The organism is Bacillus sp. Root131 (assembly GCF_001429475.1).
Taxonomy (GTDB): domain Bacteria; phylum Bacillota; class Bacilli; order Bacillales; family Bacillaceae_G; genus Bacillus_A; species Bacillus_A thuringiensis_S.
Genome location: NZ_LMJQ01000001.1, coordinates 960,492 through 984,435, shown reverse-complemented (window position 1 = coordinate 984,435; position 23,944 = coordinate 960,492). Strand labels below are relative to the sequence as shown.

The window sequence follows — 23,944 nt, the reverse complement described above, 5'->3', positions numbered from 1 at the left end:
AAACTTTAATCAGCCCTTACCAATCGGGCATTTATGGGCAGTTAATCCCCCACCTAACTTCTTTACTTTCGCTGAATTTTGAGGGAGGTCTTACTGCCCGTTAATGCGGGATAAAAATCACTATATTTTCACCCTAAAGATGGTGTCAGTACAAATAAAATGTGATTCGATTCATCACTTTTATTCAAAAATCGATGCTTCACATTCGGTGGAATACGTACAACATCGCCTTCTTCTAAAAAATATTCTTTTCCCTCCAATTCCACATACACTTCCCCTTTCATAACAACAGCAATCTCTTCCTTATCTTCATGGGAATAATGGCTTTCTGTTGTGTTTGCTTGTTTATTTAAATCCATCATTAGCATTTCAATACGTGCTTTCATAAAATCAGGTGTTAATACATCATATACAATGTGATTATTGTTTTCCCGATATACTTTTTTTCGATCTTTTTTCTTAGAAATGAGCGAATCTGTATCAATTTCGTTAATAAAAAGTGTAAACAGCGGTACATTTAATGCTTTTGCAATTAATTCCAAAACATTTAAAGAAGGATTAGCATGCCCTCTTTCAATTTGGCTAATTAACGATGTACTAATCCCTGCATAATCAGCGAATTCACGAATTGTCATGTTATTTTTCTTACGGTAACTTAATACCGTTTGTCCAAGCCTATCATGTATCATAGTAAAAATTCCTTTCGTCCATCATAATGCATGTTTCTTTGTCTTTGTGCTGACATACTAAACAAAGGCAAATAATCCTTCCCTATCATCTCTGGGACTTATATACTTACTTTTGTACATTATATCGTATTAAGTTTATTATAATAAACATTCTATCGGAGGGACAAACTTTGAAATCACCTATTCTTTCATATTGCATCTTATTTTTTGGTGTATTCGCCTTATCAACTTCTGCAATTTTTGTAAAATTGGCAGATGCTCCTGCTACAATCATTGCTTTTTACCGATTATTCTTTGCCACACTGATTCTGTTACCGTTATTACTATTTAATAAAAATAGTCGAGATGAGCTAAAAACTTTAACGAAAAAACAATGGGGATTCGGATCCATATCTGGGCTATTTTTAGCTGCACATTATGTACTTTGGTTTGAATCATTACAATATACTTCTGTAGCAAGCTCTACAGTTATCGTAACGCTACAACCTTTGTTCTCAATGATTGGTGTTTATTTTTTATTTAAGGAGAGATTTACGAAAGGAGCGGTTATTGGTTGCCTCATCGCTATTTCAGGTAGTATCGTTATTGGCTGGCAAGATTTCCAAATTAGTGGAGCAGCTTTATATGGAGATATTTTAGCATTTATCGCTGCCGGTATCATTACTGCTTATTTTTTCATTAGCCAACACGTTCGTAAAGATTTGGCACTTATACCATATTCGGTAATTAGTTATGGAAGTAGTGCTGGCTTTCTTGGCATATTTGCTTTCACGCAACAAGAATCTTTCATCCATTATTCTACACAAACTTGGTTGTGCTTTATTGGATTAGCTTTCATTGCTACAATTTTAGGACAAACCATTTTTAATTGGTTATTAAAATGGATGAGTGCTACTTTAATTTCCATGAGCATTTTAGGAGAAACAATTGGAACTTGTATACTAGCGTACTTTATATTACATGAGACCATTTCTTTACAACAAGGACTAGGAATTACCGTTATTTTTATTGGTTTAGTATTATTTTTATTACAGCCAAATTCTAATAAAAAAGCATGACAGTATACTGTCATGCTTTTAACTATTAATTATGTACAATTAAACCATCCGGTCTAAAACGACTCATCATAATTTCATTAATAAACTTTCCTTGAGCTTTCAAATTCCCTATCTTTACTCCCTCTTCTACAAATCCAAATTTTTCATATAAAGCTTTTGCTTTTGGATTCGTTTCTAACACACCTAGTTCTACTCTCTCTAACATTAACCAATTATCAGCCAGATCAAGCATCTTCGTAAGAAGTACTTTCCCAATTCCTTTATTATGATATTCACTATCGACCCCAATGAATAAATCGCCTGAATGAGATCTTCGTCCCGGACTTTGTGTTAAACCTACAAACCCAACAATTTCTCCATCATATTCTGCAACAAATTCAAATTGATTTGGTGCTAAATTTCGAATTCTATTTTCCATAGCGTCTACACGCATGCTAGGTAAGAAAACCATATACGGTAAAACTTCATCTTGTATACATATACGATGAATTGCTCTAGCATCTTGTATTTCTACTGCTCTAACGTTGATCCCCATCTTTCTCTCCTCCATATAAATAACAATATATTTGTTTGTGTGTATTCTAGAAACGTGTATGAATGACCTTCTCACTCGTATTTCTTTATGTCATTTTCACATAATTATTTCGATATAATACTTATTTTCCTAAAAGATTAACAACTATATGGATATGGTTAACTTTTCACCTTGTTATATAAATTAAGCAAATTTTCAATCAGAATACCATTTAGTTTCATGCCGACTATATCACAATTTTCTATTTCAATATTTTTCAGATTACTATTACTTATGGTGCTACCTTCCAAATCACATTTATCGAATACAATAGGTTCCTTCTCATCTCCGAGACTTGTATTTTTAAATTGCACTCCACCTAAAGTCACCAAATTAAATTTACTGCCAGAAAGATTTAAATCTGCATATGATGACCTTCTAAAATTTATATTTCTAAACTTTGATTGACTTACATTACAATTACTCATATTCGTATTCATTATATTGCTACCAACAAATGAACTGTTTTTTAAATTCACTTGATAATACTCTGTATTTGCTAAATTACAGTTTTCGTATTGACTATTTTTCATATCTTTATTTGTAACTACACTCTCTTTGTTTGAGCTTGTTTTTATTCTTTTCACGTAACAATACTCATCTTCCGATTCAAAAATCATTTGGTAACCTATCTTTTTATAAAAGTGATGATTGTTAATTTGTCTACTAGATGTTTCGAGATCCCAAATCTTTATGTTCGGATATTCCTTTTCTATTAATTTCATAACATGTGATCCAATTCCTTTTCCTTGATAAACAGGATCTACAAAAATACGATCAATTCGACCGTACGACTTACCAGAAATCGTAACTATTATCCCTCCGATTATTTCTTTATCCATGACAACTTTGAAAGAATCCAATTCTTCAATGGAATATTCCATCATTTCAACTGAAGAATATCCTGGCGGTTGAATGTTATAATCAATGACATTATCTTGGCCGTATAGCCATTGTTTTGCTTCTGCATCAAATGTTCTTTTCATTATTTCTGTTAATTTCTCAGCATCTAAAATTGTAGCTTTTTCTATAGATAGCATTGTTGTTTTCCCTTTCATTATTACAAACCAACAACTATTGTGAATTCCATAATTATCAATTCACTTTTATTTTTAATGCTTTTCCCATTATTATATATGGAACATCATTTTTACTTGGATGAAATGGCTCTAATACATTTACCCAATCTAATCTTTCATATAACGAACGTGCTTTTTCATTGTTTATTTGTGTTGTTAAAACACTTGTTCTATTTGAAAGCCCTTCTAGTAATTTATTATGTAATTTCGTTCCAAGACCTTCATTTTGGTATTGTGGGTGAACTGCTAACTCTACAAATTCAAAACAATCTTGTAACCATTCGTCTACTTGCTCTAGATGTAACGCTTCTCTCATTAATTGATTATAGTACTGTCCCTCCATTGAGCGATAACCATAAGTAAAGCCAACTACTTCATTTTCATCATTTATTGCTACTATACCTTTAAAACCTGTATATTCTATATGCCTATTCATTCGCTCGATCATTTCATTGAAATTTGTTTTCTCAAATACTTTACAATACAATTTTGCCATATTCCCAATTAAGATTTCATCTTTTTCAATGCTTAAGAATTTCACTTTATTCCCCCCTATTAAAACATTTATATCCTTAAATTTTTAAAAACAAAGAAAATTAATACTAATCACTCTCTTTACTATTAAACTACAAATCACCCTATATTTTCCACAATTACTTAGTATTAATGAATAAAAGAAGAGACCATGTAATATCAACATGTTCTCTTCTTTTATTCATTTTCAATTTTATCCCGCTATTTGCCGGACAGTAAGACCCCCACCTCAAAATTCAGCAAAAGCAAAGAAGTTAGGTGGGGCCCTGCTGCCCGTGAACGCCCGATTGGTGAGGGCTGAACCCCCCCACTGATTAAAGTTTCACTTTATATAATTAAAAATTAGATATTACTTAAGCCACTCGTTGCAAGTATTACTTAACTGCTGTAAATCTTCTATAAATTGACTCGCATCATATCCATCACAAACCGAATGATGTACTTGCAATGAAACTGGTAGCATAACCTTATTTCCTTCGTTAAAATATTTCCCACAAGTTATAATTGGCAATAGAAATTTTTCATCATTATTAATATTAAGATTAAATCCAGTAAAACTAGTCCAAGGTATGCTAGAAATCGGAAATACATTAGGCGGAATATTTTCTTTCGTGAAAAGACCATGAACATTAGCATAGCATCTCATATCGTCTTCATAATTTTTATAGAAAGTGCGGAAATCACTTGAATAATCCGTCCATATACTTGAAAAAGACTTATCATCTTTATGAAAGATTGTATAATTCGGTATCATTTCCTCCCAATAGCCTAAAACTCCTTCATCGTTAAAACATGTTCGAAATTTTTTATGATTATTTACTACTCTAGAAATTAAATATATAAAAACGGGATAAAATTTTATTCCCTTTTGATATACTTCCTCTAATAACATCGTGATATCAACATTCACAGTCATACTAAATGTACATTTCAACTTTAAATAATGCTCAAAATACTGCTCTCTATTCCAATCTTCTCTATCAATTACATGGAACTTCATTCTAATAGCCTCCTAAAATTTTCTTTTTATTTTAGAAGGCTAATTCCCTTGCTTTCACCATAATTGTTCACTCCTAACAGTGTACATTTCACCCTAATTATTTATTTAATTATATAACATATGTAAGAATCAATTCACATATTTCTGGAAATCCATCCACATACTATAGATAAATCAAATGAAATTTGGAGGATACATACATGAATAACAAAAATATGAATAAAAAAGAAAATGTTACTGAAAACACTACATCTATTCAAAATAATAATACTGCAAACCTTACTATCGAAGAACAAGCAATGAACGGCTTATACGGAATGCCCGAAACAACAATTGAAGATGCTGATCACGCTTCAGCTGATGATTTGACTTCAAAAAATTAATTAACTACATTGAAAAAGCCAAGGAAAATATCCTTGGCTTTTTTAACTATGCATCCACCTTTTGTATTTCTTCACTCTTTCTTGAAAGTTTACCTGGCCAAAAAGCAAATCGGCCTAACACAACTGTAATTGCGGGTACAAGTAACGGTCTTACGATAAACGTATCTAGTAATACGCCAATTGCAGTTACAATACCAAATTGAACTAATACTTGAATTGGAAGTGTACCTAACACTGCAAAAGTTCCTGCTAAAATTAAACCTGCCGATGTAATAACACTACCTGTTTGTATTACACCATTTTTTACTGCATCCATGTGATTTTGTGTCTTTCTGTTTTTCCATATTTCTGAAACCATAAAGATATTATAATCTTCACCTAAAGCAACTAAAAATACGAATGCGTACAACGGTATCGCACCTTGAATGGCCGGCGCTCCCATACCGTAATGAAGCAATATCCATCCTGCTCCTAACGCTGAGAAGAATGATAAAACGACAGTTACAATTAAATAAATCATCGCAACAACCGATCGTAAGTAGACAAGTAATAGTAAAGCGATAATGCTAATCATTACTGGAATAATTACTGATTCATCACGTTCAGTAATTTGCTTTGTATCATATAATGAAGCTGTTTCTCCACCAATCCACAATTGATCTTCAGTATTACGAATCCCAGCATCTTTTAATACTTTTTCTACATTACTTTTCAATTTAGGAATTTGATCTAACGCTTCAATTGAGTATGGATTTTCCGCTAAAGAAACTTCATACATTTGTATTTGCTTATTTTCTTTTCCCTCTTTTGGCTCTTTCACTGTATTTACGAAAGAAAATTTCTCTAGTTCTTGTTTAATAGGAAGCTCTTTTCCTTTCGTATCAACAACCACTTTTACTGGTGCTAGTTCACCAGCTGAGAAATGATCACTAATTAACGTAAACCCTTCACGAGAAGGCATATCCTTTGGAAACGATTCTAATAAGTCATATGTGTATTGAATACGTGGTACGAACGAAGCCAATCCACCTAATACAAACACAGTTAGCATAATTATTGTCCACGGTCTTCGTACTACTACATCTCCAAGTTTTTTACTAAAGGAGCCTTTTGATTTTTCAACTTTTACAGCCCTCTTTTTCTTTCTTGCAAACTCCTCATTCATTGAAGTTGTTCTCGGTATAAACGGGAAAAATGCAATCCTACCGAAAATTAATAATAGTGCTGGTAAAATGGTTAAAGCCGCGATTCCCATTATAAATACAGCAACACTAAATGGTACTGCAAATCGATGAAAGGCACCATAATGAGCAAGTAGTAATGTTCCTAATCCAAGTACAACAGTTAACGCACTCATTATTATTGCACCGCCAGAAGCTTTAATCGCAAGTTGTAATGCTTTATATTTACTTTCTTCTTCTAACAAGTACTCTCTATATCTTGAAATTAAAAATAGACAATAGTCCGTTCCAGCACCAAACAATAATACTGTCATAATTGATATTGCTTGGGCATCTACTTTAATCCATCCGTGATCAGCTAAAAAACCGAGTGTAGGACTAATGATACCGTATGCAAAGCCAACAACAAGTATAGGTAAAATTGCTAAAATTGGCGAACGGTAAAGCAAAATTAATAGGATCAAGACTAATAATACAGTAGCCACTAACAATTTCACATCTGCTTGACTAAATAAACTAACTGCATCCGTTTGAATACCTACAGGCCCAGATAATCGAACATGTAAACCAGATTCACTTATTTTTTGTTTAAATGGATCTTCATCCACCTTACTATTCACTTTTTTTTCAAGCTTTTCCAGATTTCCTTTTAATATATCCGTACCAGCAGATTTATTAAAGAATACCGGTGTAACAAATGATGTACCATCTTTTGATGCACTTTTTGATAATACTTGCTCTGGAATTGTATCAAATGGCGGTAACGTTGATTGTTCTTTTAAAGGATTAGCTTTTAACTCTTTATAAACGTCTTGTATGAGTTTATAATCCTGTGACTGTAATCCACCATCTCTATACCATACTACTAACAACGGATTCCCTGTATTATTCGGAAACTCTTTTTTCATAAGCGCTTCCGCTTGCTGTGACATAGCTGTTTCAGGTAAATTTTTTGGATTCGGTTCTTTCGTACTGTTTACTTGTGGTAACGTAAATGAAAGTAATAATGTAATAAGAACCCACACCGATAAAGTGATCCATTGCGTATTTTTCCCTGCTACAAGCCTCCCTAACATATGTAACGGGTGCTTTTTCATAAAAACCCACCTTCCTTTTTTCCTCCATTATTAATTATATATACTGGTCGGTTAATTAATCAAGAATGATTGAAAATTATGTTATAATTATCTCAATCATAAATGTCAGGAGCGAATGTATTTGGAACAAAAACAACGTCCTCTCGGAAGGCCTCGTCAAAATAAAAATACAAAATCTACAAAAGAAACCATTTTAGAAGTGGCAACCCGCTTATTTCTTACACAAAATTATCAAGTCGTTTCTATGGATGAGGTCGCAAAAGTTTGTGGTGTTACGAAAGCAACTGTCTACTATTACTATTCAACAAAAGCCGATTTATTTACCGCTACTATGACCGAAATGATGGTACGTATACGCGAAAATATGTCTCAAATACTCTCTACAAACAAAACGTTAGAAGAAAGATTATTAGACTTCGCTAAAGTTTACTTACACGCAACGATGGATATTGATATGAAAAATTTTATGAAAGATGCAAAACTGTCGTTATCTGAAAAACAATTGAAAGAATTAAAAAATGCTGAAGATAATATGTATGAAGTACTAGAAAAAGCACTCGATAATGCGATGCACATCGGAGAAACTCCGAAAGGAAACGCTAAATTTGCGGCTCATGCTTTCGTATCTTTATTATCAATTGGGAATTTTAAAGATGAGAATCACAATCCTATTCTTGCAAATATAGATGAATTAGCACAAGAAATCGTTTCTTTTTATTGGAATGGGTTAGGTCATTCATATTAAACTGATTTACTTTAATAAAAGAGCATGTTTAATTTTTTCAAACATGCTCTTTTATAATTTATTTATATACTAATAACCAGATTATACTTCAACGTCACTTAACAAAAAACTCCATTTTAACTTTACAAATTTTGAAGTTGAACATTTATATTCTCCTTACTTAATCCCCCATGGTAACAAACTATAGATTCAATATGTAAATTTAAATACTTCTTCAAAGACTGCTTTGCTTCCTTAATATTTATAGTTGTTGGGGCGTGAATTCCTCCTAACATCCCATTCACACTATACATAGAGTCTCCTGCAATAAGAATTTTACTTCGTTTCAAATATAAACTAATATGACCCGGAGTATGCCCTGGAGTATGAAGAATTAGTATTCCACCGCAATACGGAAGTTCTTGTCCGTCAATCACAGTATCACTCACTTTTCCTTTTGGTCGGTTCTCTACATTTCCTTCCTTCAATAAAGGCAAATCCCCCTCAATATATGGCTTATCTAATTCGTGCGCATAAACCTTAATATTATTTCCACAGCGCTGCAACAACTCCGGAAGACTACCTATATGATCAATATCCTGATGCGTCAAAATCACGACTTTTAACTTATCAAATGATACCCCAACCTTTTCCATCTCTACTTGTATATCTTCAATTTGTCCTGGGAAACCCGTATCTATTAATACTGCCATTTCATCATCCCATAAAAGAATTGGATGAATAACAAATTCTTGAAATTCAAGTTGTAACATTTCTATCCCTTTAGCAATCTCCATACAGCCATTCTCCTTTATACTGAAGTTTGAAAATATGTACGAGTAAACTGAAAATATAAAGTGAAACTTTAATCCGTTGGGGTTTTACTGCCCGGCAAATAGCGGGATAAAGCACCTTTATCTTATAATATGTTTTGTCATCCCAATAGAGAATGCTTCAAACCCTATAGATTCATAGTAAGATTGCAATTTTTCTACACACATAAGTTGTGGAATAACCTTGTTTTGTTCACAGTGCTGGATTAATCGTTTCACTATTTCTTTTCCGATGCCACTAGACTGATATTTTGGCAATACACCAACTCCACAAATAATGCCTGTTATGACTCCATCTGATATGACACGCCCCATCCCTACTAACCTCTTATCATCAAAAACATAAATTGCATACCAACTTTGCTTACACATTTGTTCTAACTCGTTAACCGTTAATTTAAGAGAATTCCATCCTAAAGATTCGTATAAGGATAATAATCCATTAAAATCTGTAGGATGTTCACTTGTGTGGCGTATACTATTTTCCATGTAAATACTCCCTATTCTCTGACTTGTTTATATTTCATAAAATTCCCTTTACACAAATCTGATTGATGTAAAAATAACTAGAACAAACTTCAATAAGAAAGATAGAATTCCTTCTCAATATAAAATAAAAAGAAGTTATCTCACTTAAGATAACTTCTTTTATATAAGACTCTCATTATATTATCAACCAAAAAATATACAACTGCATACGATTAGCACAAACAAAACTAATAAACCATTTGAGAAATAACCCATTGAAAACTACCCCTTTATTAAATTATGTAAAAGATTTTATCATAAAATGATTTACAACTTAATAACTGAAAAAGACATTGCATTCATTAGTTATATATGTTAAGTAATATTTTATTTTCGGTTATATTCTCGTTCCCTGAAAGTGCTTATCATACTCTTCTACTTCCGTTCATATAAGTTCAAAATATTAAATAATAAATCAAGAAGACCTCCACCTTACGAGGTCTTTTTTACTTATTTTCCAAATACACTAATTGATTCTTCCTCAATTACAAGTAAACAATTAGCATATTACATGATTTAATATCCCAATAACCAATTCAACTCTATTAATTCGGTTCGACCTTAATATCCCCCTTTTATTCCAAAAACTCAATAATCGTTTCACATACTTTATCCGTCTCCTCGATATCTGGGAAATGTCCACTATTTTCAAATATAACAAGTTTACCATTTTTCAATTGTCTCGTTATTCTATAACTCATTCCTACACCCGTGTTATAGTCATGCGCTCCAACTATGACACACGTATCAATTTCTAAACCTTTAATACGCTCAATAAGCGGTAAAGATGATTTTGTTCCAAAAATAACTTTACTCATCTTCCCTGTATTACTTAACTTACTTTCCTCCCAAAACCTTCTATTTAGCTTTGCAAATTCTTCATTTTTAAACAATAGTCGATCTACATTTTCTGTATCAACTATACTCCAAACTTGATTATACCTTTCTTTTAAAGGAATTTCTGACTTACTTATTATCAATATTTGTTCTTTCACTTCCCCTTTCGTTACTTGTAGAAAACCTTCTATCTGCACAGTATACATATCATTAAAATCATCTAACGATGGTGCTTGTAATACCATTTGTTCAACATTTTTTGGATATTTCAAAGCATACTCTAAACAAAGTTGTCCACCAAAAGAATATCCTAACAAATTTATCTTCTCTACATGTAATTGCTTTCTTAATTCCTCTAAATCTTCGACTAGAGTATTGATTGAGTACTCACCGTCATCTTCTGGTGCCTCACTTCGTCCGCAACCTCTTTGTTCGTAATAAACTACAGTCATATTTCCTTCTAACTTCAAACCAAGCGTTCTTTCGAATACATAATGATTACCACCTGGACCACCATGTACTATAATAAGAGGGACTGTATTATGAGCTGTCCCTGCAACTTTACACCAATGCATAATCCCATTGATTTTCAAATAGTGTACACCATCTTGCAACATTAACTGATTCATTTATCCTATCTCCCTATAGCTCACTTATTACTATCTAGATGTATAAGTTCTGACCATTCACACTTTTTCCCTTTATATTCTTTAGACCCTACCCTTTCTTATATGAATAGCTTTCTTATTCAAAAATAGATTTTTAAAAATTCCTACCCCCACAATTAATAAACCTATACCAACTAATTTATTTATTTGTAATGGAATGCTCTCCATTCCAAATAATCCGAATGTATCAATGCATAACGCAACGACCAATTGAGTAATAAGACTAATTAGCACCGTATATGCTGGACCTAAGCTCTTTATTGCACCCATTATACAAATAATTAACCCGATGCCAAACAGTCCACTTACATAAAACAAATAATTTGTAGTATACACTTTAATGTTAATACTGTTTTCTGTAATGATATAAAATAGAATAGAACTAATGAGACCTATTCCAAGGACACATGTAGTCGTTAACCACTGTCCTACATTTTCATTTACTTTTGCATTAAAAACAGATTGTAAGCTAATTAATATTCCTGCTAATATAGCTAAACTAAATCCAATCAAAATCTTCCTCTCCCTTTCATTGCTCATATATATTATCTTTAGCGACTTCCTTCATTCTAGAAAAATCTTTAATGACAATAACTCCATTACTCTTTTCAATTAATTTATCATTATAAAATCTTTGTAATACCCGAATTACGTGCCTATAACTTACCCCTATAAAGTCTGCAATACTTGTTACCGAAGTCGTATCCAAATCCCCTTTGTACATATCCCCGTTACTATCTGTTGAAATTGAAAGTAAATAACTAGCTACACGTACTTCTACAGGATAAAGTAAATTAAGAGCAGTAAAACGAGTCGATATTTTTAACGTGTTCGCAATGTTTTCAAGTAAGAACTTCATAAATATAGGATCATGTAATAACCTGTTTCTAATAACCGTATTAGAAATGGAGATAGCTATAACATCTGAACAAGCTTCAACGACATTATGTGCTTTGCTATTTTGAATTAATTCAATATCACCAACAATGGCCAATGGATTGATAAAGCGAAGGATTAGTTTCTTTCCTTCTGATGTAATCGTGTAAACTTTTACTTTACCTTTAACAACAAAATATAAACGATCCATTTCGTCATCTATATTGCAAATAAGCTCGCCTTTTTCAAAGTAATTTAATTGAAAATAAACTGTATCTATTTCTGAAAAAATCTCGAGCGTTTTATTGGTTCTCAAATAATGCGTAATTAAACCTGATTTATCCTCCATATTCATTTCTCCTTTCATTTACATATTAAATACAACAATACCTATAATCATTACTATTGTTCCCACAATATGATATCTCTCCATCTGTATCTTTTTTATATGAAACAGTCCTTTCATTTCAATAACTGTTGCCGTTAACAATTGAGCAACCATTAGTGTGCCAGCTGTCAATGTAACTCCTAGTGAATATATCGCCATCGTTTCTGCACAAATAATGAATCCACCAAATGCACCCGCTGCTAAATATACTTTTTTCACACTCTTTAAATCTGTTACTTTCTCTTCTTTCTTTAACAAAAATACAGTTGTTGCAATAAGGAATCCAATTAAATGGGTTATAATACTCGTCGACCATATACCGATATGTGAACTAAGTTTCGCATTAAAGGTTCCTTGAAGTGTTATAAATATCCCCGCAAAAACAGCAAATATAATACCTTTCAAAAAATCATCTCCTCATCTTTTATTTCTGACTTAATTAAAAGCTATAATCCTATAATGGCAAAAGGACAAATGTCACATCACTATGAAAATAACTTGGAATGAACAAAAAACACACCTCAAAAATGCGAGATGTGTTTATCTTTATTATTTATATATAAAATTTTATAAATTTGAATTACGCTACATTAAAAGATTTCTTTTTCATAACAAACTTTGCAAATAAGAAACGTACAAGCGGTCCCATAATAATTAATTGTAATGGATATGCCATTATGAAATTTTTAATAAAAATTGAAAAATAAATTGAAACAAATGAAGCTCCTTGTAGTCCACCATGTAAATGCATCATAGCCATACCGAAAAATGACATAAAGAACACCATTCCGATTACCATAGTTGTCGCCATCGCAACGATAATATTTATTTTCTTAGATTTATCAAATGGCAACATGAATACAATTTTTTTCGCACAAGGTCCAACGATACATATTTCAATTAATAGCGCAATAATAAAGCCAATTAATAGTTCTAATGCAATCTCTTTAATATAAATTGGTCCTCCTGTTTCATTCATTAGTAAATTGTAAAAAGTCATTACGATAACCATCCCAAGGCACATCATCATACCAAATTGGAGGTTTTCTTTTCTTGTTGTTGGCAAAATTCATCATCCTTTCTCTTTGAGTCTTTGTCATTATATCGATATTGAAACCCCCTTCGTAAGTGAACATTTTGTGAACAAATTTAAAACGTTTTCATGTATTTTCTTTACTTTCAACTCAAATTCTCACTTTTACTTATAAAGGTTTTATATATTTCAATGTTGAATTACTAAATTTAACATTGCATTACATTATTACTAGGAGGATAACCATGAATGAACAAGGATTTTTCGTATATCATATCGTAACAAAGAAAAAAATGCATATCGGACAAATCATTCCTTTTAACAAAAATCAACACAATACTCTATATCACTTCTTTTTTGAAAGAGAACAATTAAATGCTAATGGTGAAGATGGCATACAAATTTTAAATAAACACTATAAAAATAACGAATTACATATAAATAATGAAAATGCTAAAGTAGTCATGAGTTATATGGATCAAACAATTAGAGCAGCTAGAGAAACAATTGTAGAAATGGTTAGACTACAAGAATTCCCTGAATATCCTTCCAGATTATCTTGTTTATACGCTGCAAAAAGCTATGAAGATGCTTTAAAATGGAAAGCATTATTTGATTCTTACAATCGAGAAGTTTTACAGATTGTTAAACTACAAGTAATCGGAAGTTCTTTTGAAGGTGACGGGAATCTTTTACCAAAAGAAGATGGTATTCCTTTTTCTCAAAAAATCGAACAAGCTAGAGAGTATTGGAAAGGAAATATTAGAAATGAACTTCCTGAGCTACTGATTAATGGAGAAATTGAAGTGGTGGAAATTATTGATGACTTCTCCTCAATTCATATTTAATTTCTAACTAAATCATATAGGATGGAGATTACAATGAAGAAAAAAGTGTACTTCAATCATGATGGCGGCGTAGATGATTTAATTTCATTATTTTTATTACTTCAAATGGAAAACGTTGAGCTTACCGGTGTATCTGTTATCCCAGCAGACTGCTATTTAGAACCCGCAATGTCTGCCAGTCGTAAAATTATCGATCGCTTCGGCAAAGGTAATATTGCAGTAGCCGCTTCAAACTCTCGCGGGCAAAACCCGTTTCCAAAAGACTGGCGGATGCATGCATTTTATGTAGATGCTCTACCAATTTTAAATGAGTCTGGAAAAGTTGTAACACCCGTGGTGGCAAAACCCGCGCATCATCATTTAATAGAAACGCTTCTACAAACGGAAGGAAAAACAACTTTATTATTTACTGGGCCCCTAACTGACCTTGCTCGTGCATTATATGAAGCTCCCATAATCGAAGATAAAATTGAACGTCTCGTTTGGATGGGTGGTACATTTCTTACAGCAGGCAATGTACATGAACCAGAGCATGATGGAACAGCTGAGTGGAATTCGTTTTGGGACCCTGAAGCAGTGGCTCGTGTATGGGATGCAAAAATTAAAATCGACTTAGTGACACTAGAAAGTACAAACCAAGTTCCGTTAACTATAAACATACGTGAACAGTGGGCAAAAGAGAGAAAGTATATTGGTGTTGATTTCCTTGGTCAATGTTATGCAATGGTCCCCCCTCTCGTTCACTTCTCAACGAACTCTACTTATTATTTATGGGATGTACTAACTACCGCGCTTGTCGGAAACACTAGCCTTGCAAAAACTGAAACGATTAATAGTATCGTTCATACATATGGACCAAGTCAGGGGCGTACAGAGGAAACTGCTGATGGACGACCTGTAAATGTCGTTTATGATGTAAAACGTGATGTATTCTTTGAATATATTACTGAATTAGCAAAGAAAGCTTCTACTTGAACCACTATCTATACGAAAAATAAATAGAATAAAATCACTTCAGACGATGAACCCCTATATTTAGAATTTAGTTGAAACTACATATTTAACTATTGAAAAGAGTATTGAATTAAATTTCAATACTCTTTTTGTGCAATTTAATTATATTGGATTAATGTAGTGTCTTATTGATTATTCATTTCATAACCATTGACAAAATACGTTATTGTTTCTAACTCATCTTCATTTAATTCTCTATCTAGTTCTTGTTTATACACTGCCTTTATCTTCTCTTCATCGCCTTTATGAATTTCTGTATAAGTTCCTACTGTTTTTAACATACGAATCTCTTGTAAAAACTCCTCTCGATTTATCGCTTCCCCATGAGAAAGAATATATGTCTCAGCATCAAATTTCTCTAATTCATCTATCAATTTAAACGTTCTTTTCGTCGTATAGTTCCACTTCGAAGAAAAAATATCTGCATATATACAGTCTCCTAAAAACAATATCTTTTCTTCTTTTATGTACATAACAACAGAATCATGTGCATGATCTCCGCCCACATGTTTTAACACGCAGGTCACTTCACCAAGGTCTAATTCCATTTGATCCTGGAACGTTAAGGTTGGAGGAATAATGTTAATATTTCTCGCTTTTTCTTCAAACTCTTTCTTGATGCAATCCGCACAAAATTCAATTTCAGTACCCTCTTTTACGCGTGCGTCCAACGCTTCATCTGTCCATTCATAAGATACTATTGCCTGCATTTCTTTTTTCGTTTCAGCGTGCGAAATAGTTAATGCATTCCGTAATACAGATAATCCAAAAATATGATCCCAATGCCAATGCGTTAGTGCTACAAAATCAGGATTCGATACATTTTGTTCTTTTAACATTTCTAAAAATAATTGTGCATGTTCTTCTGAATTCCCTGCATCAATCATTAAAGTTTTTTCTTTTCCAACAACCATTCCTAATATAGGTCTATCCGTTTCAGAAACTGGTGTCATATACCAAAATGAGTTTCCTATTTTTTTAATTTGTTGCATAACCAATTCCCCTTTTCATTTTCTCACTTAAATTTAATATATAAATTATAACGAATCACTACTTTTTTCTCTATACTCAAACACAATTACTTGGACTAATCCAACTTAATTTTTCGTAAGCTAAAAATAAGGGAATAGAATCGGAGTGTGATACTATGGAACGTTTATGGATCCCAATGATTGTAACATTTTTTTCGTTCGGTGGATTACTGTTAGGTGGTGCTGTTGGAGTAGCAACACGCCAACTCATTGAAGAAAAGATGCATCGTTTATACGCATTATGTGGTGGTATTTTATTCGGGTTATTATCACTTGAAATTATCCCTGAAACATTTTCAAGCTATGAAATAATTGGGCCTATACTTGGTATAGCCATCGGTATTTTAGTTATGAGCTTATTAGATAACTATTGTCATCATCCAATGATACATAAAAAAGATCAACAAGCATGGCAAACCTTCCTTTTTCTCTCTTTCGCTATATTTATTCATAATATACCTAGTGGATTTGCGTTAGGTACAGCTTTTATAAATCATAATGACTCTGCCATTCCCTTTTTAATAGCAATCGTCGTGCACCATATTCCAGAAGGATTAGCTTTAATTATTCCATTTCTTTTTACAAAGCATAAATATATTTCCTTTTTATTAACGACTTTATTACTTTCTCTTATTCTCGGTACTGGTACGGTTTTTGGAATTTTGATGGAAGGAAAAGCTCGTCACCTGCAAGGCCTCATTATGGGAAGTGCTATTGGTTCACTTGGATATGTCACAATTCATGAAATGCTTTGGAAAGCTAAGAAACAGCTCTCTTTCCTTACATTTCTAATGTGGGCAACTAGTGGTTTTCTCCTAATAATAGCGTTTACTCTACTAGCTGGACATCACTAAATTAAACAAAAAAGATAGCTGAAAACAATTTGTCTTCAGCTATCTTTTTTATTCTTTCTATCTCTCTATAGAAAGAATAATTCCAGCAATCATAGAACTAAGTCGCTCTAAAATATTCCCTAGAAAAAACGTGCATACACTTTGTTTCGAAATAACTGTAGCATTTCTTTCATACTTCGGGTCGTTTCTCTTAATAAAACATTATCATTTTAGTAATTTATTGGAAATAACATTATGTTTTTCGACCATTATCAATCTTTTCCTTCTTTATAAAAAACATAAAAAGAGCCCTATTTTCAAAACAAGGACTCTTTTCATAAACTATTTAGCTACCTCTTCTTTCGGCATTACCATCCCTTTATAAAGTTGAACAGTTATCCAGTAATAGATGAAATAAATGACTAAGAAGATTCCTATTGGCACCCACACTTTTACAAACGGATCAACTAATATAAAGCTGAATAAGTTAAGCCCCACTAAAACGTGAGAGATGCCAATGATTGCTGGGAAGATAAATAAATATGAAATTTCTTTATATATACTTTTCGTTAACATACTACGTCTTACGCCGATTTTTCGTAACATTTCATAACGGCGTACATCACGAGAAGCACCTGTTAATATTTTGAACATAAGGGAACTCGCCATCATTGCTAAAAAGGCAATTCCGAGGAAAAATCCCATAAACATTGTTCCGCTCATGAAGCTGTTCATAAACTGATAAATTGTCATTTTCGTAAATAAGTCTACCTTTGCACCTGTTGCTTTTTCAATTTGTTCTTTTTGTCTCTTGTCTATTTCGATCAATAACGGTTTATATTTTTTCATATCATCTACTTTTGCTAATGTTACAGTGTGTTCTGTTCCTTGAATCCCTTTATAATGCTCTTCGTCTGCAATTCTTACTGGTTTTCCGCTAAATTGATTATGCGTAATTTGTATCTCTCTTACAACTGCGTCTTCCCAATCCTTTGGCATTTGAGGGAATTTTGCTAATTCAGGAGCCTCTAAAGCTGAATATACAGGTTCAGTTAAAGGTTCAGTCACACGTTTACGAACAGGCTCTTTTAAAGTTTTTGTATCAAAATGGTCTGAAACAAGTGGTGGTTTCGCAGTTAAGTCGTTACGTAAATAATAAACCGCTTCTCCATCTACTTTATATTTGTAATTGCTCTCTTCAACAATTTCCATTTCTTTCAAGGCCGCTTTGTCTTGATCATTCGGATCATGAATTACAACATCATATACACGAGAAAAGTCTGTCATAATACCTACATTTTTTTGGAACGCCATACCTGCAGTCATCGCACCTGCTCCTAATGCAATTAACATCGCTACAGTACCTAATACTCTCGATAAACTATTTACTCGAAAGCGTAGCTGTGCATATGTAAAACTATTTAGACCAATTTCATTTCGTTTTTTATTCCCTTTAATTTTCATCACAAAAAATGGGAGTAATGAACTAAAGATAAAATATGTGCCAAGTGTTGTAACGATGGTTGCTATAATAAAACCTAATTCAGCATATATTTTTACATTGATCATAAAATAGTACCCTGTACTTACCAGTAATACACCAAGTACTGTCATTATAATAATGCGAGTTTTACTTTTCTTCACTTCATCTAGTGTTTCATCTTCACGAATTAACTCTAGTTCAGTTTTACGTAACAATCGGACGCTGTTCATTAAGCCAGTAATGAAAAATAGTATTAAGAAGAAAATAGCTGTAACTAAAATTGCTGGTGTGTATACAGATGCGTAACTACCTTTTGCTGAAATTTCCATTCCATTCATTAAAAAGTTTCCTGCTACACTTGCAAGTAACATCCCTACTACAATACCGATAATAATACTTACAATCCCCATACCGAATGTTTCAATAAATAATAACTGTGCTACTTTTTTCTTTTTCGCACCAAGCATCATGTACATACCGAGTTCTTTTCTTCTTAACGTGAGCAAGAAAGAGTTGGCATATATAATATAAAATACAGTAATGAAAGATAATAGTATTGCACCTACCCAAAAGACGAGTCTAATACTACTAATTAGGCTATTATCTTTCGTAAATTCACTATTCATCGCCATCGTTTGGAACATGTAGAAAATACTAATACTAATAACGAGACCAATAAGTAAAACCATATAATCTTTTAACATCTTTTTCATACTATGACGTGATAATTTAAATAACATAGTTTCGCCCCCTACTTAGACTCAGCAGCTGAGCCCATATGAGCGAGCACACCTAAAATGTCTTGATAGAAATTCTCTCGAGTGCCTTGACGATTTAATTCTTTATAAAGAAGACCATCTTGAATAAATAAAATACGCTCACAATAACTTGCACTAAATGCATCGTGTGTAACCATTAAAATACTTACATTGTGATTTTCATGTAAATCTTGCATCGCTTCTAATAAACTTTTTGCGTTTTTACTATCAAGCGCTCCTGTCGGTTCATCTGCTAATACAATTGCCGGATTATGTACTAAAGCTCTTGCCGCCGCTGTTCTTTGTTTTTGTCCTCCAGAAACAGCAGTCGGATATTTTGTTAAAATTTCAGTGATGCCTAATTTTTTTGCAACGTCATTTACCTTTCCAGTAATCTCACTGGACGGTACGCCTTGCAAAGAAAGTGGTAAAGCGATATTTTCATAAATTGATAAATTTTCTAGTAAGTTAAAATCTTGAAAGATAAAACCTAATTTTTGAGATCGAAAATCTGATAATGCATTACCTTTCATAGAAGTAATATTTGTTCCAGCTATCGTCACACTACCACCTGTCGCCTGGTCAAGTGTACTTATCACATTAAGTAAAGTCGTTTTTCCAGATCCAGAAGGCCCCATAATCCCGACAAATTCTCCTTCTTTAATACTTAACGATACGCCCCTTAATGCTTTTGACTGATTCTCATTTCTTTTCCCATACGTTTTTTCTACACTTTCTACAGTAACTACATTTGTTGACATCTCTTTCACTCCATCCCTTTTGTATAAAATCAATTTCTCACATATTTCTTATTATTTTGTCATGTGAATTCTTAAGAATTTTTTAATTATGCATTCAATAAGAGTTACATCCGTAACATGAACCTATTTCCTACTTCATATTCTCATTTTTCTACAACTCGTTCCCTCGATTTCGCTTACATTTACCTTACATTTTTGTAAGATAAAAAAGAAAACACACTAATTTTTAATAGTGTGTTTTCTTTACAATCAATATTCTCTATTCTTTATTTCCTCTTCAATCCTTGCCACAAATACATCTAGCGCAACAACTTCTGACTTCTCTTCCCCATATTTACGTACATTTACAGCTCCGCTTTCCATTTCCTTATCCCCAATAACAAGAAAATACGGTACTTTTTGCATTTGTGCTTCTCTTATTTTATATCCTAATTTTTCATCTCGTGCATCCTGTTCAACACGAACTCCAGCTTGTGCTAATTTATGTGCAACCTCACTGCAATATTGTTCATGTACTGCATTTGAAACCGGAACTACTTTCACTTGAACTGGTGCCACCCATGCCGGGAACGCACCTCCAAAGTGCTCAATTAATATTGCTAAGAAGCGATCTAATGACCCTAAAACTGCCCTGTGAATAACAACTGGTCTTTTCTTATCATTATTTTCATCTATATAATTTAAATCAAATTTCTCTGGCATTTGGAAATCAAGCTGGATTGTTCCGCACTGGTGACTTCTATTTAAAGCATCTTTAATATGAAAATCAATTTTCGGCCCGTAAAATGCACCGTCACCTTCATTTAGTCTATATTTATAATTTAGCGATTGTAATACATTTTCTAATGCTGCTTCTGCTTGCTCCCATAATTTATCATCACCCATTGAATCTTCTGGACGAGTAGAAAGCTCTACTTCATATTCGAATCCAAAAGTTTTATATACGTAATCAATTTGCGCCATTACGGATTTAATTTCATCTTCAATTTGTTTTGGAGTTACAAATAAATGTGCATCATCTTGGCAGAAAGTACGTACTCTTAATAATCCGTTTAACGCACCACTAAATTCATGACGATGTACTTGACCAAATTCACACATACGAATCGGTAATTCACGATAAGAATGCAATTTATTTTTAAACATAAGCATGTGCCCTGGGCAGTTCATCGGTTTTAATGCAAAACTTTTATTATCTACTTCAGAGAAATACATATTATCTTTATAATGTCCCCAGTGCCCTGATCTCTCCCATACTTCTTGGTTCATCATGAACGGAGTGCGTACTTCTTGATAATTGTACTCTTTTTGAATTTCTCTTAAAAATGCTTCCAATTCGTTTCGAATAATTTGTCCTTTCGGTAAATAAAACGGCATTCCCGGAGCCTCTTCAGAAAACATAAATAACTCAAGCTCACTTCCCAACTTACGATGATTTCTTTTTGCTGCTTCTTCAACGAAATGTAAATACTCTTCTAATTCTTTTTGAGAAGAGAATGCAACACCATATATACGCTGAAGCACTTGGTTATTACTATCACCTCGCCAATATGCACCGGAAACGTGAGTTAATTGAAATGCTTTCAAATAACCTGTAGATGGTAAATGTGGTCCTCTACATAAATCTACAAATTCACCTTGTTTATATAGTGTTACACTTTCTCCACTAGGAATTGCTTCTAAAATTTCTAATTTCAAACTATCATCTATTTCTTGAAACAGCTTAGCTGCTTCTTCTCGAGAAACCTCAACTCGTTCTATCTTTATATTTTCATTTATAATCTTTTTCATTTCTTTTTCGATTTTTCGTAAATCTTCTATGTTTACACTACTTGGAAGATCCATATCATAATAAAATCCATTTTCAATAACAGGCCCTACTCCAAGATTTATATCACCATACAATCTTTTTACAGCTTGCGCTAAAATATGTGCCGCAGAGTGTCTTGCGATTTCTACACCTTCATTTGAATCTATAGTAATGATTTCCACTTCCGCATTTTCTTCAATATTTCGGCGTAAATCATATAATCCATCATTTACTTTCCCCGCGACTGCTTTCTTTTTCAAACTACTGCTAATGGATCCAGCAATTTCTTCTAAAGTAACTCCATTTACAAATTCTTTCACGCTACCATCTGGAAATTTAATTTCAATCATTTGTTCTTTCATTTTTCATCTCTCCATTTCATAATAAAAAGCACACTCATCCCTAAAATAGGGACGAGCGTGCTTATACCCGTGGTTCCACCCAGATTCCCATTGTAAACATACAATGGCTTCTTTTACGGTAACGTCGTTTATACGGCACTAGATACTTAATTTCCCCAGTGCAGCTCTAAGGTGGTAAGTTATTTTTCTGCGTTAGGAAGTTCTCAGCTTTCCTTCCTTCTCTGTATAACCGGGTAAAATAACTCGNGCAGCTCTAAGGTGGTAAGTTATTTTTCTGCGTTAGGAAGTTCTCAGCTTTCCTTCCTTCTCTGTATAACCGGGTAAAATAACTCGTGTCCTTTTCTTCGCTTATTATGAAATTGAATGCAAAAAAGCATATTCATCCCTAAATATAGGGACGAATATGCTTATATCCGTGGTTCCACCCAGATTCCCATCACAAAAAACATAATGGCTTCTTTTGCGATAACGTCGCATACACGGCACTAGATACTTAATTTCCCTAGTGCAGCTCTAAGGTGGTAAGTTATTTTTCTGCGTTAGGAAGTTCTCAGCTTTCCTTCCTTCTCTGTATAACCGGGTAAAATAACTCGTGTCCTTTTCTTNTCCCCAGTGCAGCTCTAAGGTGGTAAGTTATTTTTCTGCGTTAGGAAGTTCTCAGCTTTCCTTCCTTCTCTGTATAACCGGGTAAAATAACTCGTGTCCTTTTCTTTGCTTTTTGTAAAACATCCATTTATTGTTATTTAATATATCTTATTCATTTTATTTTTGCAAGTGTTTAAAAAAATTTTTTATTTAATTTAAAAAGTGAAACCAAATTTTTTTGGTTTCACTTCACAATTTTACCAATCTTGTGGTTCGTAATTTAAGTCTGCAAATAGACGTCTTTTCTCTTTCTTCGTTAAATCTCTCCACTGTCCAACTGGTAAATTATTCAATTCGATATTCATAATTCTCGTACGTTTTAACGTGTATACTTGATAACCTAAAGCTTCACACATACGGCGAATTTGACGATTTAGCCCTTGGGTTAAAATAATTTGGAACTCATATTTTGATAGCTGTGTAATCTCACAAGGAAGCGTTTTTGTTCCTAAAATTTTAACACCCGCTGCCATTTTCTCTAAGAAATCAGGAGTAATTGGCTTATCTACTGAAACGATATATTCTTTCTCATGTTTGTTTTCAGCACGTAAAATTTCATTAACGATATCACCATCATTCGTTAACAAAATTAAACCGTCTGAGTCTTTATCAAGACGTCCAATGTGACTAATTCGTAAAGGATGGTTCACTAAATCGATAATGTTACCTTTTACAGCTTTTTCACTCGTACATGTAATACCTACTGGTTTATTTAAAGCGATATATACGTGATCTCGAGCAATTCGAAGCTGCTCTCCATTTACTCGTACATCATCACCTGGATTTACTTGGTCACCAATTTTTGCAACCTTACCGTTAATAATTACTCTTCTCTCATTAATTAGTTTATCCGCTCCACGTCGAGACGCTTTTCCAGCTTCACTAATAAATTTATTGATACGCAAATTAGGCACATC

General features: G+C 33.0%; 24 protein-coding genes and 1 pseudogene. 6 read left to right on the top strand and 19 right to left on the bottom strand.

The annotated features are described in order from the left end of the window. Window positions 1–128 precede the first annotated feature (128 nt). The gene (locus ASE54_RS04980) at window positions 129–689 is read right to left on the bottom strand and encodes an XRE family transcriptional regulator (RefSeq protein WP_000581034.1); all 561 of its coding nucleotides are present in this window, start codon (window positions 687–689) and stop codon (window positions 129–131) included. 170 nt (window positions 690–859) lie between these two features. Here ASE54_RS04980 and ASE54_RS04975 point away from each other — a divergent pair, with 170 nt between their 5' ends. Next, window positions 860–1,747: a DMT family transporter gene (locus ASE54_RS04975; protein ID WP_000841795.1), complete on the top strand. Its 888-nt coding sequence runs from the start codon at window positions 860–862 to the stop codon at window positions 1,745–1,747. A gap of 25 nt (window positions 1,748–1,772) precedes the next feature. Here the strand turns inward: ASE54_RS04975 and ASE54_RS04970 are convergent, their stop codons facing one another. From ASE54_RS04970 to catA, 4 genes are all read right to left on the bottom strand, one after another. Continuing rightward, window positions 1,773–2,282 (bottom strand): GNAT family N-acetyltransferase, encoded by a 510-nt coding sequence (locus ASE54_RS04970; RefSeq protein ID WP_000512623.1) that lies wholly within the window; start codon window positions 2,280–2,282, stop codon window positions 1,773–1,775. A gap of 158 nt (window positions 2,283–2,440) precedes the next feature. Then, window positions 2,441–3,379: a GNAT family N-acetyltransferase gene (locus ASE54_RS04965; protein ID WP_003309472.1), complete on the bottom strand. Its 939-nt coding sequence runs from the start codon at window positions 3,377–3,379 to the stop codon at window positions 2,441–2,443. 37 nt (window positions 3,380–3,416) lie between these two features. After that, window positions 3,417–3,941, bottom strand: coding sequence for a GNAT family N-acetyltransferase (locus ASE54_RS04960; protein ID WP_000670761.1), 525 nt, complete (start codon window positions 3,939–3,941; stop codon window positions 3,417–3,419). A gap of 342 nt (window positions 3,942–4,283) precedes the next feature. Continuing rightward, window positions 4,284–4,934: a type A chloramphenicol O-acetyltransferase gene (gene catA / locus ASE54_RS04955; protein ID WP_000668530.1), complete on the bottom strand. Its 651-nt coding sequence runs from the start codon at window positions 4,932–4,934 to the stop codon at window positions 4,284–4,286. 200 nt (window positions 4,935–5,134) lie between these two features. Here catA and ASE54_RS04950 point away from each other — a divergent pair, with 200 nt between their 5' ends. Next, window positions 5,135–5,317 carry a DUF4021 domain-containing protein gene (locus ASE54_RS04950; RefSeq protein ID WP_001060661.1) on the top strand — a complete coding sequence of 61 codons (183 nt, stop codon included), beginning with the start codon at window positions 5,135–5,137 and terminating at the stop codon, window positions 5,315–5,317. A 46-nt stretch (window positions 5,318–5,363) separates the two neighbouring features. On the opposite strand, the gene ASE54_RS04945 is transcribed toward ASE54_RS04950, so the two are convergent. Continuing rightward, window positions 5,364–7,595 (bottom strand): MMPL family transporter, encoded by a 2,232-nt coding sequence (locus tag ASE54_RS04945; RefSeq protein WP_003258932.1) that lies wholly within the window; start codon window positions 7,593–7,595, stop codon window positions 5,364–5,366. A gap of 121 nt (window positions 7,596–7,716) precedes the next feature. Here ASE54_RS04945 and ASE54_RS04940 point away from each other — a divergent pair, with 121 nt between their 5' ends. After that, entirely contained in the window at window positions 7,717–8,340 is a 624-nt protein-coding gene (locus ASE54_RS04940) for a TetR/AcrR family transcriptional regulator (RefSeq protein ID WP_000436035.1), read from the top strand. Window positions 8,341–8,462: 122 nt separating this feature from the next. Here ASE54_RS04940 and ASE54_RS04935 read toward each other — a convergent pair whose 3' ends face one another. The 7 genes from ASE54_RS04935 to ASE54_RS04905 all read right to left on the bottom strand — a co-directional run bounded on the left by ASE54_RS04935 (window position 8,463) and on the right by ASE54_RS04905 (window position 13,515). Beyond that, window positions 8,463–9,116, bottom strand: a complete 654-nt coding sequence (locus ASE54_RS04935; RefSeq protein WP_000401470.1) for an MBL fold metallo-hydrolase — start codon at window positions 9,114–9,116, stop codon at window positions 8,463–8,465. Window positions 9,117–9,233: 117 nt separating this feature from the next. After that, complete coding sequence (locus tag ASE54_RS04930) at window positions 9,234–9,641, bottom strand: GNAT family N-acetyltransferase (protein WP_000431724.1); 408 nt, start codon at window positions 9,639–9,641, stop codon at window positions 9,234–9,236. 614 nt (window positions 9,642–10,255) lie between these two features. Continuing rightward, window positions 10,256–11,146, bottom strand: coding sequence for an alpha/beta fold hydrolase (locus tag ASE54_RS04925; RefSeq protein WP_001072687.1), 891 nt, complete (start codon window positions 11,144–11,146; stop codon window positions 10,256–10,258). A gap of 81 nt (window positions 11,147–11,227) precedes the next feature. Next, on the bottom strand, window positions 11,228–11,698 hold the full coding sequence (locus ASE54_RS04920) for a DMT family transporter (protein WP_000579007.1): 471 nt from the start codon (window positions 11,696–11,698) through the stop codon (window positions 11,228–11,230). A 16-nt stretch (window positions 11,699–11,714) separates the two neighbouring features. Continuing rightward, window positions 11,715–12,410 (bottom strand): Crp/Fnr family transcriptional regulator, encoded by a 696-nt coding sequence (locus tag ASE54_RS04915; protein ID WP_000389685.1) that lies wholly within the window; start codon window positions 12,408–12,410, stop codon window positions 11,715–11,717. 18 nt (window positions 12,411–12,428) lie between these two features. Next, the gene (locus ASE54_RS04910; protein ID WP_000676020.1) at window positions 12,429–12,854 is read right to left on the bottom strand and encodes a DMT family transporter; all 426 of its coding nucleotides are present in this window, start codon (window positions 12,852–12,854) and stop codon (window positions 12,429–12,431) included. 175 nt (window positions 12,855–13,029) lie between these two features. Next, window positions 13,030–13,515, bottom strand: a complete 486-nt coding sequence (locus tag ASE54_RS04905) for a hypothetical protein (protein WP_001143403.1) — start codon at window positions 13,513–13,515, stop codon at window positions 13,030–13,032. A gap of 212 nt (window positions 13,516–13,727) precedes the next feature. Between ASE54_RS04905 and ASE54_RS04900 the strand changes: the two genes are divergently transcribed. Together ASE54_RS04900 and ASE54_RS04895 are read left to right on the top strand one after the other, a co-directional pair. Further along, window positions 13,728–14,330, top strand: a complete 603-nt coding sequence (locus ASE54_RS04900; RefSeq protein ID WP_001005235.1) for a DUF2441 domain-containing protein — start codon at window positions 13,728–13,730, stop codon at window positions 14,328–14,330. A 21-nt stretch (window positions 14,331–14,351) separates the two neighbouring features. After that, entirely contained in the window at window positions 14,352–15,305 is a 954-nt protein-coding gene (locus tag ASE54_RS04895; RefSeq protein ID WP_003261685.1) for a nucleoside hydrolase, read from the top strand. 164 nt (window positions 15,306–15,469) lie between these two features. On the opposite strand, the gene ASE54_RS04890 is transcribed toward ASE54_RS04895, so the two are convergent. Then, window positions 15,470–16,336 carry an MBL fold metallo-hydrolase gene (locus ASE54_RS04890; RefSeq protein ID WP_001184095.1) on the bottom strand — a complete coding sequence of 289 codons (867 nt, stop codon included), beginning with the start codon at window positions 16,334–16,336 and terminating at the stop codon, window positions 15,470–15,472. 155 nt (window positions 16,337–16,491) lie between these two features. On the opposite strand from ASE54_RS04890, the gene ASE54_RS04885 reads away from it, so the two are divergent. Beyond that, window positions 16,492–17,229 carry a ZIP family metal transporter gene (locus tag ASE54_RS04885; RefSeq protein WP_000440613.1) on the top strand — a complete coding sequence of 246 codons (738 nt, stop codon included), beginning with the start codon at window positions 16,492–16,494 and terminating at the stop codon, window positions 17,227–17,229. Window positions 17,230–17,301: 72 nt separating this feature from the next. On the opposite strand, the pseudogene ASE54_RS33625 reads toward ASE54_RS04885, so the two are convergent. From ASE54_RS33625 to rluF, 5 genes and pseudogenes are all read right to left on the bottom strand, one after another. Then, window positions 17,302–17,402 (bottom strand): annotated as a pseudogene (locus ASE54_RS33625) (MFS transporter); the annotation flags it as partial. Window positions 17,403–17,550: 148 nt separating this feature from the next. Next, window positions 17,551–19,431, bottom strand: coding sequence for an FtsX-like permease family protein (locus ASE54_RS04880; RefSeq protein ID WP_000897903.1), 1,881 nt, complete (start codon window positions 19,429–19,431; stop codon window positions 17,551–17,553). Window positions 19,432–19,442: 11 nt separating this feature from the next. Continuing rightward, window positions 19,443–20,210, bottom strand: a complete 768-nt coding sequence (locus ASE54_RS04875; protein WP_000106426.1) for an ABC transporter ATP-binding protein — start codon at window positions 20,208–20,210, stop codon at window positions 19,443–19,445. 249 nt (window positions 20,211–20,459) lie between these two features. After that, on the bottom strand, window positions 20,460–22,382 hold the full coding sequence (thrS, locus tag ASE54_RS04870) for a threonine--tRNA ligase (RefSeq protein ID WP_000663090.1): 1,923 nt from the start codon (window positions 22,380–22,382) through the stop codon (window positions 20,460–20,462). An 842-nt stretch (window positions 22,383–23,224) separates the two neighbouring features. Then, entirely contained in the window at window positions 23,225–23,932 is a 708-nt protein-coding gene (gene rluF / locus ASE54_RS04865; RefSeq protein WP_001222160.1) for a 23S rRNA pseudouridine(2604) synthase RluF, read from the bottom strand. Window positions 23,933–23,944: the final 12 nt, after the last annotated feature.

Coding starts and splice junctions, on each gene's coding strand:
- ASE54_RS04980 (WP_000581034.1), bottom strand. CDS start 689: ATGATACATGATAGGCTTGGACAAACGGTATTAAGTTACCGTAAGAAA.
- ASE54_RS04900 (WP_001005235.1), top strand. CDS start 13,728: ATGAATGAACAAGGATTTTTCGTATATCATATCGTAACAAAGAAAAAA.
- catA (WP_000668530.1), bottom strand. CDS start 4,934: ATGAAGTTCCATGTAATTGATAGAGAAGATTGGAATAGAGAGCAGTAT.
- ASE54_RS04875 (WP_000106426.1), bottom strand. CDS start 20,210: ATGTCAACAAATGTAGTTACTGTAGAAAGTGTAGAAAAAACGTATGGG.
- ASE54_RS04880 (WP_000897903.1), bottom strand. CDS start 19,431: ATGTTATTTAAATTATCACGTCATAGTATGAAAAAGATGTTAAAAGAT.
- ASE54_RS04970 (WP_000512623.1), bottom strand. CDS start 2,282: ATGGGGATCAACGTTAGAGCAGTAGAAATACAAGATGCTAGAGCAATT.
- ASE54_RS04915 (WP_000389685.1), bottom strand. CDS start 12,410: ATGGAGGATAAATCAGGTTTAATTACGCATTATTTGAGAACCAATAAA.
- ASE54_RS04930 (WP_000431724.1), bottom strand. CDS start 9,641: ATGGAAAATAGTATACGCCACACAAGTGAACATCCTACAGATTTTAAT.
- ASE54_RS04890 (WP_001184095.1), bottom strand. CDS start 16,336: ATGCAACAAATTAAAAAAATAGGAAACTCATTTTGGTATATGACACCA.
- ASE54_RS04950 (WP_001060661.1), top strand. CDS start 5,135: ATGAATAACAAAAATATGAATAAAAAAGAAAATGTTACTGAAAACACT.
- ASE54_RS04935 (WP_000401470.1), bottom strand. CDS start 9,116: ATGGAGATTGCTAAAGGGATAGAAATGTTACAACTTGAATTTCAAGAA.
- ASE54_RS04885 (WP_000440613.1), top strand. CDS start 16,492: ATGGAACGTTTATGGATCCCAATGATTGTAACATTTTTTTCGTTCGGT.
- ASE54_RS04945 (WP_003258932.1), bottom strand. CDS start 7,595: ATGAAAAAGCACCCGTTACATATGTTAGGGAGGCTTGTAGCAGGGAAA.
- ASE54_RS04925 (WP_001072687.1), bottom strand. CDS start 11,146: ATGAATCAGTTAATGTTGCAAGATGGTGTACACTATTTGAAAATCAAT.
- ASE54_RS04965 (WP_003309472.1), bottom strand. CDS start 3,379: ATGAAAGGGAAAACAACAATGCTATCTATAGAAAAAGCTACAATTTTA.
- thrS (WP_000663090.1), bottom strand. CDS start 22,382: ATGAAAGAACAAATGATTGAAATTAAATTTCCAGATGGTAGCGTGAAA.
- ASE54_RS04895 (WP_003261685.1), top strand. CDS start 14,352: ATGGAGATTACAATGAAGAAAAAAGTGTACTTCAATCATGATGGCGGC.